Consider the following 16,580-nt stretch of genomic DNA (forward strand, 5'->3'; position numbering starts at 1 on the left):
CGAAGGATGGCCTGAAAGGCGAAGTACAGGATGTACACAGTAGTGACATGCGTCAGCTCCGTGCTTCTGCCTTTAAATAAAGTCATACAACTTAAAGCTAAACAATTAAATACTTTAAAGCGAAACAAGTAATAAAAACATTTTATAAAAAATCTTCTATTTTAGGTACATAAAGTTATGGATATTAATGCAAGCCTTAAACAAAATTTTGATCAAGCGCGTAATGCCCTTGATCTTAATGGCTTAAATGATATTCGTCAGCAATCACGTTCAAGTGATGGCGAAGCCAAAAAAGAAGCATTAACAGAGGCGGCTCAGCAGTTTGAAGCCATTTTCATGAAAATGTTATTGGCGAGCATGCGTAAAGCCCAAGAAGTGCTTGAGTCTGACAGCCCATTTAATTCTCAATCAACCAAATTTTATCGTGACATGCATGATCAACAAATGGCTGTTGAACTCTCTTCAAATGGATCTCTTGGTTTAACCGATCTAATTGTTAGACAATTAGGTGGAGATGATGGCAGCTTTAAGCCAAGCTCGGTATTACGTAATGATGGTAATTTATCTACAGTCGCCAGTGTAAATACTGTAAGTGGTTCAGCTGATACTAATGAAAATGACTCGGTTGATAGTCACAGTCAGAAAAATGCAGCCAGAGAAAACTCTTTAATAGAAAAAATGCTAGCTGATCAAAGTCAGCGTCAATCTCATGTTGAAATTCCATTTGCAGCAAACAGTACGTTATCTGCAAGTATTGGTAATCAAAGTGTCGCGAGTCAAATAAATAGCGCGATGAATCAGTACTTACAAGCTGAGAAAACGAAAGGCGTTACTAAGAAATTATCAATGGATCCTACTAACGATCAAAGCGTCAATAATTCAGCACCTTTATCTGCACAGCACTTTAACGAACCAAAAGACTTTGTTACCGCGTTAATTGAACCGGCTCAAAAAGTACAAGACGAATTAGGCGTTCCTTTTGCTGTAGTTATTGCCCAAGCGGCGCTAGAAACAGGTTGGGGACAAAAAATTATTAAACACCAAAATGGTGATAGCTCTAATAACTTATTTAACATCAAAGCTGACTCTCGTTGGGCTGGCGATAAAATAACGAAAGATACATTAGAGTTTGAACAGGGCGCTATGGTTAAAAAATCAGAGCCTTTTAGAACCTATCAAACTATTGCCGATAGTATAAACGATTACATCAACTTCCTTTCTACTAGCGAACGCTATGAAGAAGCATTGCAAGACTCAAGCAATGTGGAACACTTCCTGCAAGGTTTACAAAAAGCGGGTTATGCAACTGATCCTCAATATGCTGAAAAAATTCAAAGCACATTGAAAACAGTAACTAACCTCTTAGCTAAGTAATAGCAAAATAAAAAGCTATTTATTTAGTTAGGTAAGCCGAACTTAACATAGATAAAAGTAGTCCGTAAGCAAGCATAATGCCTAGCTTAGTAAACTTTTATAAACCGTTAATTTTAACAACATTTATAACAACAGATATATTAAAAGTTACATCAACACTTGAACAAAATATGCCGTAGTAGCTAAAGCTACAGTAGGCAATAGGTTGTCGCTCAAGTAGGTATCTTTTATATAGGAGACAATATTATGTCAGTAGGTTTGTATCAATCAGGTGTGAGTGCTTTATTAGCTGCTCAGCAACAGCTGGCTACCACAGGTCATAATATTGCCAACGTAAATACTGAAGGTTATACCCGTCAGCGTGCGGATCAAAACGCATCAATAGGTGTTGTTAACGGTGGTAATTACATTGGTACCGGCACTTATATTCAAGATATTACTCGCTTGTATGATCAATTTTCCTATAAAGAACAATTACAAACGCAAAGTAACTTATCTAACGCCAACTCAATGAATACACATTTAAGCCAACTTGACCAAGTTATGTCAACCTCAGGCGGCGCGGTAGTGAGTTCACTCGACTTATTTTACCAAGGCATCAATGGTATTGCTGATAACCCAAGTGATGCTGGTTTACGTAGCATAGTACTAAACCAAGCAAGCACTTTAAGTAATGATTTTAACGAACTAGCCGCTAACTTCGACAGTATGACTAAAGCGGTTAATGGCGAAATAGAGCAAGTCGCGAGTAGAATTTCAGAAATATCTCAAGAGCTTGCAAAAATGAATGAAACCATCATGCATTCACAAAGTGATTTAACGGGACAGCCAAATGATTTACTTGATAAGCGTGACCAGTTAATTAGCGAGTTAAGTGAATATACCCGAGTATCTACAGTTGAAGACTCTAATGGTGTGTTAACGGTAATGATTGGCCAGGGTACAACGTTAGTTGCCGGGATCACTCCGATGACATTACAAGTTACTGCGGGTGATCCAAATGCAAATGAAACTGAATTAAAACTTGTCAGTAAAGGCAGTAATATTGGTTTAAATGCTACGGCATTAGGTGGTTCATTAGCGGCAAGTTTTGAATTTCGCGATGAACATTTAACACAAGCTCGTAATGAAATTGATCGTTTAGCCATGGCCATTTCTTCAACATTAAATGACAGCCAAGCTAGTGGTTTAGATCTTAATGGTTTACAAGGCGCGAATATTTTTACTGATATTAACTCAACTCAGTTACAGCAAGGTAGAGTACTTGCTCATTCTAGTAATTCGTCAACAGCTAGCGGGCAAGTAGAAATTACTGATGTTAAAAAATTATCGACTGATGAATTTGAAATACGTTTTGATGGAACAGATTTTACCTTATACAACTTAACTAAAGGCAGTAATGAACCTTTAGCTGAAACTGCCGTGGGTAGTGGTGTTTATGCGTCGGCAACAGATAACGGTTTTACCTTTGCCCCAAGTGGAACACCTGCTGCTGGCGATAAGTTTAGCATTGTGCCCACTAAAAATAGTGCTGCATTAATGCAAACTACATTAACCGATGGTAGTGCTATTGCCGCGAGTAGTGCAGTAGGTGTTACGCCATCAACTAATAATGTAGCTAACGGTAATATTGAAATTACTAATGTTAGCGATCCTGAAGCGGCAAAAAACGCGAATATTACTGTAGAAATGTATGAAGATGCAGGCCAGTTTTATTATCAGGTGTCAGATACATCAGGAACTATTAATAGTGGCACTTATGATCCAGCTAATGGTTTGTCGATTGATATTCCTGCAGGCTTTCAAATTAATATCAGTGGTGATGTGACAGGCTCAAGCGCGAATGCCCCTGAAACATTTACCCTCGGCAGCGCCTTTGGTGTCGGTAATGGCAGTAATGCGGTAACCATGGCAAAAACTCAAGAAATTGGTGTAACTAATGGTGGTAAAGAAACCTTTAGTCAAAGTATTGCCGTAACCAGCTCAGTAGTTGGCTCAAAAGCGAGTAATGCCGATCTAACCGCAGATACAGCGCAGGCTTTGTATACACAGGCTTACAACCGAAATCAATCAACATCAGGGGTAAACCTTGATGAAGAAGCTGCTAACTTATTGAAATATCAACAAGCGTATCAAGCCGCTTCACAAGTAATATCTACCGCTAATACCTTGTTCGACACTATCTTGTCGGCAGTAAGGTAAGGAGTTTTTTATGCGTGTATCAACATCACAATTTTATATGCAAAGTGCATTACAAATGGGCAATAAAAGCTCAGAGCTTAATGAACAAATGGCCAAGCTTTCAAGCGGTAAACAAGTATTAACCGCTAAAGATAATGCGGTTCAATACAGTACTTTGGCAGGCTATAAAGATGACCTATCTAATATTGAAAAATATAACCGAAATATCATTCAGGCGGAAAGTAATAATAACTTACAAGAAACTATGTTTTCTGATGCAGAAGATATTTTAAACAATGTTAGAGATTTAGTATTACAAGCCAATAATGGTGCTATGTCTGATGAAGACTTACAAGCTATCAATGATCAGCTTAGCAATAACCTTGAACAACTTGTTGATATAGCAAACAGCCAGGATGAAAATGGCGATTACATTTTTGCAGGTTTTCAAACCAGCCAACAACCATTTAGCCAAAAAGCTGACGGCTCTGTAAATTATAGCGGCGATAGTGGCGTTAACACCCTACAAGTTTCAAAAAATATTAATGTAGCGACTAATCAATCGGGTGATGCAGCATTTATGAAAGTAGCTAATGCTATTGGTGACTTTAGTGCTAATTATCCACCATCATTACCCGCTTTTCCAAATGCTAATACCTCAGGTGTTGCATTAGCAAGTGCCAATATTACTGACCGTGGAACTTATAACACCAGCGCAACACCGCATGATTATACTTTTGACTTTGCTGTTGGAACTGGAGATCTAACAGTAACTGATAGTGCAGGCGGAACGACTACTTTTCCGGTTGCAGATTACGAAGGCGGTAAAAAAATAACCATTGATGGCATTGAAGTTTCGATAAGCGGCAATCCATTGCCGGGTGAAAGCTTTACCATGAGCGAACAAGAAGAAGTGAGTATTTTTGACGCAGTTAATAATGCAATTTCTTGGGTAGGTCAAGGTGTGAGTGCTAGTGAACCTGAACAACGTCAAGTTGATTACAACACAGTTTTAGACCAACTCAGCTCTACCTTAACGCACTTGTCATCACGTCGTTCTGAAGTTGGAATTAGGTTGCAAGTCTTGGAAAACCAAGACAATAGACACTTAGACACTGCATTAGGTCTAGAGTCAGGTAAAGCCAATATTGAAGATTTAGATATAGCTAAAGCAATAACTGAATTTGAACAATCGCAATTGGCTTTACAAGCATCACAACAAGTTTTTACCAAGGTACAAGGTTTAACGTTATTTAATTACCTTTAATAAGGTTTAATTATTTTTAAATAGGATTAATTTTATAAGTTGGCATTTTTTATGCTTTATCTAAGTTGAGTATAAAAATGCAAGAAAGATAACAAAAAATTGTCGGTCGCTAACTATCAATTATTAATAGTTAAAACTTACAGAATCTCCGTGATTAACAGATTGATTTTGTTTTTCAACGAGTTTGTTATCAATAATTTTATAAATAGAGCATTTACATTTATCGTCAGATGATTGGATAGTTCGTTTTATAAGCAAAAGCAGAGGCTTGCTTATCAAGCTTCTAATAACAAAGCGTTAACGTCCGGTTTATGGACAGCGCTATAACACAATACATAAACAGACGTTAACAACAGTTAACACATTAGGAGTTTATTATGGCTTTATCAGTAGTTACCAATACAGCATCATTAAATGCTCAACGTAATCTAACTAAATCGGGTGCAGGCTTAGAGCAATCTATGCAGCGCTTATCATCTGGTATGCGAATTAACAGCGCAAAAGATGATGCGGCAGGTATGCAGATTGCTAACCGTATGACTTCACAAATCAATGGTTTAGGTGTAGCACAGAGAAATGCTAATGACGGTATTTCAATGGCGCAAACGGCTGAAGGTGCAATGCAAGCTTCTACCGATATTTTACAGCGTATGCGTGAATTATCATTACAATCTGCTAACGGTTCAAACTCTTCAGGTGATAGAGATGCCTTGCAAAAAGAAGTAGCAGCATTAAAGGTTGAGTTAACACGTATCGCAGAAACCACTCAGTTTGGTGGTACTAACTTACTTGATGGTAGTTTTGGTACTAAAGCTTTCCAAGTGGGAACAAACTCAGCTGAAACCATTACTATTGGTCTTAGAGATATTAGTGCTGAGAGTATGGGGGCTGTTAATATGACGACTATATCGGCAGGAACAGCTTTATCAGCAGCTGATGCTACCCTTGCTGCAGCAGATGGTGCTACATTGAATATTTCGGTATCAGGTAATTCTATAGCCGTAGATATGACAAGTGTTACAGATAACGAAAGTTTGGCAAGTGCAATTAATGCGGCAGCCAATGGCATGGGAATTGAAGCTAGTTATGATTCTGCGGGGAGCACTATTACTTTTTCTGGTGATATAGTTGGCACAGCCACTACGGATATATTGACAGTAACAGGCACACAAGCAGATGGGACTACCGCTATTACTGGTCCTTCTACAGTTCAGGCTAGCGGTACGGTATCTACTTTTCATGCTGACAATATTGATATATCAACGGTCGCTGGCACAGCGGATGCTTTAGCGGTGATTGATAAAGCGTTACTTGAAATTAGTGATAGTCGTGCTAATTTAGGTGCGGTGCAAAATCGCTTTAGCCATACTATAGGTAACTTAGCTAACATCGAAGAAAACGTATCTGCATCACGCAGCCGCATACAAGATACTGACTTTGCAACCGAAACAGCTGTAATGACTAAGAATCAAATATTACAACAAGCAGGTACGTCTATTTTGGCGCAAGCAAACCAAGTACCACAAGCGGCACTTAGTTTACTTGGTTAATTATTAGTAAATAATAATATAGCTAACAAGTTAATTATTACCCTATAAAAAACCATCACTTTTTGTGATGGTTTTTTTGTTTGTTTAACGCATTCGCTTTTAATGTTTTTTGGTTGTATTCGTAATGGTTCAATAATTTTAGAACAGTTGAACCTCATTATCATAGGTAGGGAATGCTCGTGTTATTTCAAATTCCTAAAACTCAACCCTTATATTAAATGATAATAAAAACAATTAGATATGTTTTTTAAGTGTTCATAGCAATTATTTATTATAAATAATTGCTAAAGTATTTTTAAGTCTCGCCGTTAACGTAATTAGCAAGGGGCTTAATGATAAAATCATAGCTCCGAAGTGAAATTTAAAACCAATTTTTATCCATATATTATTGCACTTAGGAGTTACATCATGGCTTTATCAGTAATCACAAATACAGCGTCATTAAACGCACAACGCAATTTAACAAAATCAGGTGCTGGTTTAGAGCAATCTATGCAGCGTTTATCATCAGGTATGCGTATTAACAGCGCAAAAGATGATGCAGCGGGTATGCAGATTGCTAACCGTATGACTTCACAAATAAATGGTTTAAATGTTGCCCAGCGTAATGCTAATGATGGTATTTCAATGGCGCAAACGGCTGAAGGTGCGATGCAAGCATCAACTGATATCTTACAACGTATGCGTGAATTGTCTTTGCAATCAGCTAACGGTTCAAACTCTTCTGGCGACAGAGATGCATTACAAAAAGAAGTAACAGCACTTCAAACTGAATTGACTCGTATCGCAGAAACCACACAGTTTGGTGGTACTAACTTACTTGATGGTAGTTTTGGTACTAAAGCTTTCCAAGTGGGTTCAAACTCAGCAGAAACAATTACAATCGGTTTACGAGATATTAGTGCAGAGACTATGGGGTCGGTCAATATGACTACTATATCAGCTGCAACTACTTTATCAGCAGCTGATGCTACTTTAGCTGCGACAGAAGGTGCGACATTGAACGTTTCAGTATCAGGGAATTCTATCGCGGTAGATATGACAAGTGTTACTGATAATGAAAGTCTAGCCAGCGCAATTAATGCTGCAGGTAATGGTTTGGGAATTGAAGCATCTTATAGTTCTACTACTAGTGCCATAACCTTTACGGGCGATATTGTTGGTACAGCAACTACAAATGTATTGGCAGTATCAGGTACACAGGCAGATGGAAGTACAGCGATTACAGGTACCACTACAGTTCAGGCTAATGGCACTGTATCTACTGTTCATGCAAGTGATATTGATATATCTACGGTAGCAGGAACAGCTGATGCATTAGCTGTGATTGATGCAGCACTACTTGAAATTAGTGATAGTCGAGCTAATTTAGGTGCGGTTCAAAACCGTTTTGGCCATACCATTAATAATCTATCTAATATTCAAGAGAATGTGTCAGCATCACGTAGTCGTATCGAAGATACCGATTTTGCATCAGAAACTGCACAAATGACGAAGAATCAGATACTACAACAAGCAGGTACTTCAATTTTGGCACAGTCTAATCAGTTACCACAGGCAGCATTAAGTTTAATATAAGTATATTTAAACTAAGCACTCGCTCTATAGTAGTACTTGCTGGGACATAAATAAAAAGGATTGGTGGTAACACCAATCCTTTTTTTTTGATTATTTTTAAGTGATTTACTTCGTGGTTTAATAATACCCCTCATACATCATTACGCTGCTTTTAGCTCTGTGTTTTCTTTCTGTGGTAGATCATTATCGCTAATAATAAATTTGAAAGTTTAAATGTTCCTTTCTTTGACATTATGCAACTTAATTTATAAATAATTTAAGTTGCAGATAAACTCTCACGACGTAACATTATTGCGAAATAACAGTAAACAAGCGCAAGCTTATTTGGATTGATATTACTCATATTGACTATTTATAAAGTGATCATTATATAAAATAAGATTGTTTTATAAATAATCACTAAAGTATTTTTAAGTCTCGCCGTTAAAGTGATTAGCAAGGGGCTTAATGATAAAATTATAGCTCCGAAGTGAAATTTAAATAAAACTAATTTTTAAACATATATTATTGCACTTAGGAGTTACATCATGGCTTTATCAGTAATCACAAATACAGCGTCATTAAACGCACAACGCAATTTAACAAAATCAGGTGCTGGTTTAGAGCAATCTATGCAGCGTTTATCATCAGGTATGCGTATTAACAGCGCAAAAGATGATGCAGCAGGTATGCAGATTGCTAACCGTATGACTTCACAAATAAATGGTTTAGGTGTTGCTCAGCGTAATGCTAATGACGGTATTTCAATGGCACAAACAGCAGAAGGTGCGATGCAAGCATCAACTGATATTCTACAACGTATGCGTGAATTATCTTTGCAATCAGCTAACGGTTCAAACTCTTCCGGCGACAGAGATGCATTACAAAAAGAAGTAACAGCACTGCAAACTGAATTGACTCGTATCGCAGAAACCACGCAGTTTGGTGGTACTAACTTACTTGATGGTAGTTTTGGTACTAAAGCTTTCCAAGTGGGTTCAAACTCAGCAGAAACAATTACAATCGGTTTACGAGATATTAGCGCTGATACGCTTGGTACTGTAGGGACTCATGCAATGACTGCTGGAGGACCAGAAATTAGTAATGCAATTGCTACCTCGGTTATTGGTGGAGGAACATTGAATATAGATGTATCAGGCACTGGTGTTGATGTCGATATGACAAGTGTTACTGATTTGTCATCATTAACAAGTGCAATTAATGCCGCCGGTAACGGTTTAGGACTTACTGCAACTTTAGATGGAACAACTAGTGCAATAACACTTACTGGTAATATTGCAGGGTCTGCAGCGACAGATATTGTAACCATTTCAGGCACTGATAATACAGCGGCAGGGTTAACTGCAATAACAAGTGCTGCAGCAGCGACGAATGTTGATTTACATACTGATGATATTAATATATCTACAGTTTCTGGAACTGCGGACGCATTAAAAGTAATTGATGCGGCATTACTTGAAATCAGTGATAGCAGAGCTAATTTAGGTGCGGTTCAAAATAGATTTGGTCACACTATTAATAACTTATCTAATATACAAGAAAACGTATCAGCATCACGTAGTCGTATTCAAGATACCGATTTTGCATCAGAAACAGCACAAATGACGAAGAACCAGATATTACAACAAGCAGGTACTTCCATTTTGGCACAGTCTAATCAGTTACCACAGGCAGCTTTAAGCTTAATTTAATTGAATAGGTAAGTTATAGCTAGTTAACATATAAAGGAGAGGTGATAACACATCTCCTTTCGTGTATTAACTAGCGATTGATTTTTGATTACTTTAGTTATTAGTAATTAAGGAGACTATAATGAGTGTAGAACTAAACGCAACAACTGGTGATGTCTCGTCAGCTAACCCTGTACAAGTACCAAGGGGTGGGCAGAAAACCGTTGATACAATCGACGTTGCCCCTAGCTTAGCAGGTAATAACACCACTGAAGAGGATAATCTCCTTAATCAAATTAATGAAAAAGCGACAAAAGATAAAAAAAATGAATTGATGTCGCCTACACAACTTGAAAATGTGGCTAAACAATTGCAAGAGTTTATTGGAACAATGAATCGAGGTTTAGAGTTTATTGTTGATGATGACTCTGGACGTGATGTGATAAAAGTTATCGATAAAAACTCTGGTGATGTTATTAAGCAATATCCAACAGAAGAGGTTTTATCACTAGTTGCTAAGTTATCAGAAGCAACAGGAAATTTTGTTGACTCTAAGGTATAATTGTTAAATATAATTTCTTTGTATTTTTTAAAAGCATTTAATTGGCTTAAATGGGAGTATTGTAATGCCGAGTATTACATTTCAAGGTATAGGCTCAGGTTTAGAGGTTGGCTCAATAGTTGAAGCTATTGTTAATGCCGAAAAAACCCCTTATGAATCCCGTCTAAGTTATAAAGAATCTGTAACTACCGCTGATATTTCAGCAGCAGGCTCACTTAAGTCGGCTCTAGAAGCTGTAGAAGAGGCACTTGCTGGTATAGCTGATGTTGATAAATACCAACAACGAACCGTCAGTGGAGCCGATGATTTCATTTCAATAACTTCAAACTCTGACGCAAGTGTTGGCGCATATGATATTAAAGTTGATTCACTGGCTGCTGCTCATAAACTTGTTTCTGAAGAAATTCAAAGTGAGGAGGCTGTCGGCGAAGGAACTTTATCATTTTCCTCAGGTGATAACGTTTTTACTATCAATGTATCTGATACTGAAACTCTGTCAGAAATTCGTGACAAAATAAATGACAGTACGGACAATGAGTCAATCAATGCGACAATCATTACTGATGATAATGGTCAACGATTAGTCTTTAGTAGTAGAGAAACAGGTGTCGAAAATGCGATTACCGTTACTGTTGATGATTTAGGTGACTCTAACCATACCGACACTTTGGGTTTATCTCGTTTAGCTTCTACAAACTTGACAGAAGCAACAGCAGCCGTTGATGCTCAAATTACCATTGATAATACGGTAACTATTAGTAGCTCCACCAATAAATTTGATAATGTAATTGATGGTATTGATATCACTGTAAAAAAAGTACAGGGTGTTGATGATACTGATAGCCGGGTAAGTGTTAAAGAAGATAATAGTAATATTGAAAAAAGTTTAACAGAATTTGTCACTGCTTATAATAAACTTGTTGATTTAAATACTAACTTTGGACAAGTTGGTGATGGAAATAGCGGAGTAATGATTGGCGATTCATTACTCAGAGGGGTAATGACTAAAATCAGAAATGAATTTACAGCAAGTTTTGACTTCGGCAGTGACAAAACAATGACACTGTCAGAACTTGGCGTTAGATCTGATCAATACGGCAAAATGAGTATTGATAGCGAAGACCTTAATGAGTTTATTAATAATAATGTTGATAATGTTCAACAACTTTTAGTGGGCACAGATAGTAAGCCTGGTTTTGCCGCTAGCATGACTAATATTCTTGATTTTTATACCGCGTCAGACGGAATAATTCAGAGTCGAATTGATAGTAGAGAGCAAAGCCTGCTTAAAATCGATGATGAACGAGCAGCTTTCACCAGAAAAATGGATTCTCTTGAAGCTCGCTTATATGCGCAATATAACAGTATGGATTTATTAGTGGCGGGGCTAAACTCCACAAGTAGCTACTTAATGGCGCAGTTAGATAATATGCCAGGTGTAGTAAGCAGTTCTAACTAAAATAGCCGTTAATCGTTTTATGCAGCCATCCTATTTGGCTGCATCTATGTCATTTAAATTATCCTCTCATCGCTTTACCCCTCATTAATTATATCTTTTGATTTTATTTTTTAGTATATTATTCAATATATTATATGAAATATGTTTGGAGAGATAACTTGGATACTACTGATCTAACTATAAAGAAAATGCTACTAAACGCGACTCTAAAAGCTAATTTAGATACGCTGCAATATTTTATGCCAAGCATATTTGATATATTCAAAAATTATACTCCAACGGATTCAGGCGTTTTTATAGATGATGATGGGAAGATCGATCTTTTCAATAATGGACAGAGTGTATATAAAGGTCAAGCCGAAGAATTCAGCGGTAATCAAGTTGCAGAGTTTATTAGGAATCCGTTGTATTATAACTTAGAGCTTTCTAAAATCGATGATGCTAATTGCATATATGATCATCAACGAGCCTTGAATAAAATAAGTAATAGACAAGTCAAAAACGATAATAAAACACCATTCAATGAAGAACGATACGACTTTGTTTGTATGGTAGGATCCGGCTTAGGTTACCAAATAACTGAGCTATTTCAAAATAAAAAGGTACAACACTTTTTACTTTGTGAACATTCTACAGACGTTTTTTTTGCAATGTTACATTGTATTGAATTGCGTCCACTTATAGAGCGATGTATAGCCAATGGCGGAAGTTTTAACGTTAAAATTGGTAATAATGATATAGATGTAATTAATGGTATTAATGATATATTAATAAAACACGGGCGATTTTATTTAGCACGTTTCTATTTCTATCAACACTATAATAGTGAAACCAATGATGCATCATTACGTTTACTAAAAACTATTGGTTATAGGTTAGCATTTGGTTTTGGTTTCATGGAAGATGAAATTATTGGCTTTAGACATACGTTAGCTAATCTCAAGTTAGGTTATAAAGTATGTAAAAAGCAGACTGAATTTGTTAATCAAGATCCTAAACGTCAAATATTTATTGTTGCTAATGGCCCCTCATTGGATTTTTCCTTAGAATTTCTTAAACAGAATCAAAATGATATTATTATTGTAAGTTGTGGAACAACGTTACGTGCGTTATTAAAAAATAATATTAAGCCTGATATTCACATAGAAATGGAACGTCCAGTTGAGATGTTGCCAATAATGGAAGAAGTTGAAAAGCAACAAGAAGATTCTCATTTGAAACTCAAGGATATACAGATAATCGCACTTAATACTGTGTATTCGGAGTTATTGAAAAAATTTAAATCCCCTTTGTTATTAAAAAAAGTTAACGACGCAGGCGGAAAATATATTGAACAATTAGATCCGCTAAATGTTTATGTAGCACCAGAGCACACCAACCCAACTTGCCCTAATGCCGCAATGGCATTAATTACTTCGTTAGGTTTTAAAGAAATATATTTGCTTGGAACTGATTTTGGTTATATTAGCAATCAACATCATCACTCTAAAGATAGTTTTTATTACGATGACGATTATAGGACATCAACTCCTGACCAAGCAGGAATTGATAGTATTATGACAGAGGATATTTCACGTAAAGGTAATTTTCGTGATTTTGTATTCAGTACTGAAGTTTTTGACTCATCTAGAGTAGGAATTGAAATGCTGCTTGCAAAAAATACAGATGTGAATGCTTATAACTGTGCTGATGGGGCTTTAATTGCTAATGCCAAACCATTTAAAATTGAAGATATTAAGCTGTCCAGTAACTCTATAAGTAAAAATGAATTTTTAACTGACTTATTAAACACTGCTTTCGATAATAAAGCATTTACTGCTAAAAAACTGTCTAAAATGGCAGATAAAACATTTAAAGTGTTAAAGGTTACTCTAGAACAATTAATGCTAATAATTACAACAGAAGTTAACTCTAGAGAAGAACTTGCGGATTTATTTGCTAGACAACATCATTTATTAGTGCAGTTAGAAGCAAGAGAGGGCTATCAAGTTAACTATTGGTTGATTCAAGGAACGTTTAAATATTTTCAAACTTATATAATGAGTCATTGTTTCTTATATACCGACCCAGTAGAAAGAAAAGAGTTTATTAATTATAGTCTTGAGATTTTTAGAGAGCATGTTAATTTTTTATTTGGTGAACTATTAAAGTCAATAAATACCTAGTAAGCTCAAATATAAATGAACCTATAGCTAATTAAATTACATAAGCTATAAGTGTTTTATTCAAGGTATCGTTAAAGTAAGTTGTAAATCAGCCGATACAGACTATATTAATTACAATTATACGTATTTATACTTACCTAAAGGTGACTTATGACAATTAACATCACTAATACACCAAATTTTGCTCCCACTAATAACGGTAATGGCACTCATTTAGAAGCAGCAGTTAAAGCTAAAGAATTAGCAGAAGATAAAGGGGAAATGGCCCTCCAGCTAATTGAAAATGCTGCACCTTCAAATAATTTAGTCGGTAATGTTGGGCATAATATTAATATTAAAGCTTGAGATAAGTGAATATTAGCAGGTCTAAATTCATTGATTACAACAGCGAATCAAGACCTCTAGTTAGATGCATAATTTAACTATACTATGCCAATACACTACAATTATGTTATTGAGTTTCAATATCAATAAAATTTTTTAATTTTGGGGTTATTGATTCCATTAAGAGTGAATTTTTATGCTCAATAAAGTAAAGTCCTGACTTTCCAAATGGAGCTGCTTTCATAAATTCACCTGTATACTTTAGAGAAATACTTTGGGTCTGAATACTCTTAACATTGATAGTTGAACCAATAAAAACGCAATCTTTATTTGTACTTACGGTATGCCTTGAAATATATTTTGATTCTTTGATGTTGATTTTTGAAGGTAGCTCTACATGGCAAAAAGGGAGTGAGTAAAGTTCCGCATAATTCACACCTGTACTTTTTTCAATTAATTGACTATACAAGTCACCGGGTGACCGTCTTGCAACTTCTATTAAATAGATATTATCACTATTCACTAGAAATTGTGTATGAACTAAACCATCGCAAAGATGTAAATCATTTGAAAAACTATCGAGCCATTCCCTTAATAACGTTTTGATTTTTTCTGGAAGTTGTGTAGAAACATTAGAGCTGTTTACTTGATAAGGGTAAACTGTACAATATTCATTAACAAAGAAATCAGCTATTATTTTTTTGTTCTTAATAAAAGCCGAGTGACTATATAAATCGCCTTCTATAAACTCTTCAGCGATCACACAACCTTCTTTTGAATAGTTCTTTGCTTGATCCCAAAATACTTTAACATCATCCATATTATAAGCTTTATTGATTCCTTTACCGCTAAATGAATCAATAGGCTTAATTAAAACTGGAAAGTTAAGTTTATGAACATCTTCAATTTTGTAAACTGCTTTCGGGATAGGGTAATTGTTTTTTTCTGCGAAAGTTCTAAATTTATCTTTATGATGAATTATTAAAGATGTTTCAAAGCTATCAAAACCTGGTAAATTTAATTTCTCGGCTACCCATGAGGAGGATATATAAGATTGGTCATTACAACCAGGGACAATTCCAGAGTATTCATTTTCTTGGGTATATTGTAATAAAGCGGCAATGTTTGAATAATCTAATTGTAGAGAATGATCTGCCAATAGATGGCATGGATCACTCAACAACTTTCCAACTACAGTTAAGTGATAGTTTTTTTTCTTAATTGCTTTTAATATTGGTAATACACTAAAGTTTGCATCACACATAATTATTTTTTTCATTTTATTACCTTATCATATTGATGTTACTCAATAAGCAACCTCAATCAATTCTATATTTATAAAGTGCTTTTTATTATATTTATTATTGTCTTTTGTTCTGATTTAGATAACTGAGGGTACAAAGGAAGGCATAAAATCCTTTCACTGATGTCTCTGGAGTGTTCCATAAATTGTGTTGGCTCAATATATGTCAGAGTATCTAACGATGGAAAAAAATATCTTCTAGGAAAAATTTTTGCCGTATTTAATGCACTTTGTACTTTAATTCTTTGATTTGTATTTTTTAAAATAATCGGGAAATAACTATAATTAATGGACGAGTCAGTATTAATTTTTTGAAATTTCACTAAACCACAGAGGCCTTCAAGATAATCATGATGAAGCTGTTTACGTTGCTCTTTAATATTCTCTATTTCATCAAGTATACATAAACCCATTGCAGCTTCAAATTCATTCATCTTTGCATTTGTTCCAAGTGCTACAATTGACTCTGTGTTTTCAATACCAAAATTAATGAGATGCTTAACTTTTTGTACAAGAGAGTCGTCATTAATAATTAAAGCGCCTCCCTCTATAGTATGGAAAATTTTGGTTGCATGGAAACTGAGAGTGGAAATATCACCATAATTTAAGATACTATCTCCTTTATATTTTACATCAAATGCGTGTGCTGCATCGTATATTACTTTTAATTTATTCTTATGAGCAATGCGCTGAATTTCATCAACTTCGCATCCATTTCCGAAAATATGAACAGGAACAATTGCTGTAGTATCTTTTGTAATTGATTTGACAATTTCATTCGGGTTTATATTTAAAGTAGTAGGATCTATATCTGCAAAAATGGGGGTTAGTCCATTAGTGACCAGAGAGCTAGTTGTTGCTACAAAGCTAAAAGGGGTTGTTATCACATGGCCTTTTAAATCTAAAGCTCTATAAGCCGTTTCTAGTGCAACCGTTCCATTGGCAACTAAAACTATATTTTTAACACCTAAGTAAGAAGATAACCTTTCTTCTAACCTTTGTACCATCTGACCATTATTAGTTACCCAGCCACTTTCAAAAATTTTATCTACGTACGCATGAAATTTTTTTCTGCATGGTAAGTATGTTTTTGTCACATTAATCATTTACATATTTCCTTTGACCGCATTAACGTTCGTATACTTAA

At 35.6% G+C, this 16,580-nt stretch carries 12 protein-coding genes; 10 read left to right on the top strand and 2 right to left on the bottom strand.

What is annotated here, in order from left to right; translation table 11 throughout:
• Positions 1 to 177 precede the first annotated feature (177 nt).
• From CWS31_RS09455 to CWS31_RS09500, 10 genes are all read left to right on the top strand, one after another.
• Positions 178 to 1,374, top strand: a complete 1,197-nt coding sequence (locus CWS31_RS09455; RefSeq protein WP_101344143.1) for a glucosaminidase domain-containing protein — start codon at positions 178 to 180, stop codon at positions 1,372 to 1,374.
• 246 nt (positions 1,375 to 1,620) lie between these two features.
• Positions 1,621 to 3,576 (top strand): flagellar hook-associated protein FlgK, encoded by a 1,956-nt coding sequence (gene flgK / locus CWS31_RS09460; protein ID WP_101344142.1) that lies wholly within the window; start codon positions 1,621 to 1,623, stop codon positions 3,574 to 3,576.
• Positions 3,577 to 3,586: 10 nt separating this feature from the next.
• A complete protein-coding gene (flgL, locus tag CWS31_RS09465; protein ID WP_101344141.1) occupies positions 3,587 to 4,822 on the top strand; it encodes a flagellar hook-associated protein FlgL in 1,236 nt (411 codons plus the stop codon).
• 377 nt (positions 4,823 to 5,199) lie between these two features.
• Positions 5,200 to 6,372: a flagellin gene (locus tag CWS31_RS09470; protein WP_101344140.1), complete on the top strand. Its 1,173-nt coding sequence runs from the start codon at positions 5,200 to 5,202 to the stop codon at positions 6,370 to 6,372.
• A gap of 408 nt (positions 6,373 to 6,780) precedes the next feature.
• Positions 6,781 to 7,950, top strand: coding sequence for a flagellin (locus tag CWS31_RS09475; protein ID WP_101344139.1), 1,170 nt, complete (start codon positions 6,781 to 6,783; stop codon positions 7,948 to 7,950).
• Between the two features lie 527 nt (positions 7,951 to 8,477).
• Positions 8,478 to 9,641, top strand: coding sequence for a flagellin (locus tag CWS31_RS09480; protein WP_101344138.1), 1,164 nt, complete (start codon positions 8,478 to 8,480; stop codon positions 9,639 to 9,641).
• Positions 9,642 to 9,762: 121 nt separating this feature from the next.
• Complete coding sequence (locus CWS31_RS09485; RefSeq protein WP_101344137.1) at positions 9,763 to 10,182, top strand: flagellar protein FlaG; 420 nt, start codon at positions 9,763 to 9,765, stop codon at positions 10,180 to 10,182.
• Positions 10,183 to 10,246: 64 nt separating this feature from the next.
• Positions 10,247 to 11,641 carry a flagellar filament capping protein FliD gene (fliD, locus tag CWS31_RS09490; protein WP_101344136.1) on the top strand — a complete coding sequence of 465 codons (1,395 nt, stop codon included), beginning with the start codon at positions 10,247 to 10,249 and terminating at the stop codon, positions 11,639 to 11,641.
• A 158-nt stretch (positions 11,642 to 11,799) separates the two neighbouring features.
• Complete coding sequence (locus tag CWS31_RS09495; protein WP_170252845.1) at positions 11,800 to 13,806, top strand: motility associated factor glycosyltransferase family protein; 2,007 nt, start codon at positions 11,800 to 11,802, stop codon at positions 13,804 to 13,806.
• Positions 13,807 to 13,956: 150 nt separating this feature from the next.
• On the top strand, positions 13,957 to 14,151 hold the full coding sequence (locus CWS31_RS09500) for a cytoplasmic protein (RefSeq protein WP_246143461.1): 195 nt from the start codon (positions 13,957 to 13,959) through the stop codon (positions 14,149 to 14,151).
• A gap of 106 nt (positions 14,152 to 14,257) precedes the next feature.
• On the opposite strand, the gene CWS31_RS09505 is transcribed toward CWS31_RS09500, so the two are convergent.
• Together CWS31_RS09505 and CWS31_RS09510 are read right to left on the bottom strand one after the other, a co-directional pair.
• A complete protein-coding gene (locus CWS31_RS09505; protein WP_101344134.1) occupies positions 14,258 to 15,409 on the bottom strand; it encodes an ATP-grasp domain-containing protein in 1,152 nt (383 codons plus the stop codon).
• Between the two features lie 56 nt (positions 15,410 to 15,465).
• Positions 15,466 to 16,539 (bottom strand): DegT/DnrJ/EryC1/StrS family aminotransferase, encoded by a 1,074-nt coding sequence (locus CWS31_RS09510; protein ID WP_101344133.1) that lies wholly within the window; start codon positions 16,537 to 16,539, stop codon positions 15,466 to 15,468.
• Between the last annotated feature and the right edge of the window lie 41 nt (positions 16,540 to 16,580).

The sequence above is a fragment of the Colwellia echini genome (assembly GCF_002843355.2).
Taxonomy (GTDB): Bacteria; Pseudomonadota; Gammaproteobacteria; order Enterobacterales; family Alteromonadaceae; genus Colwellia; species Colwellia echini.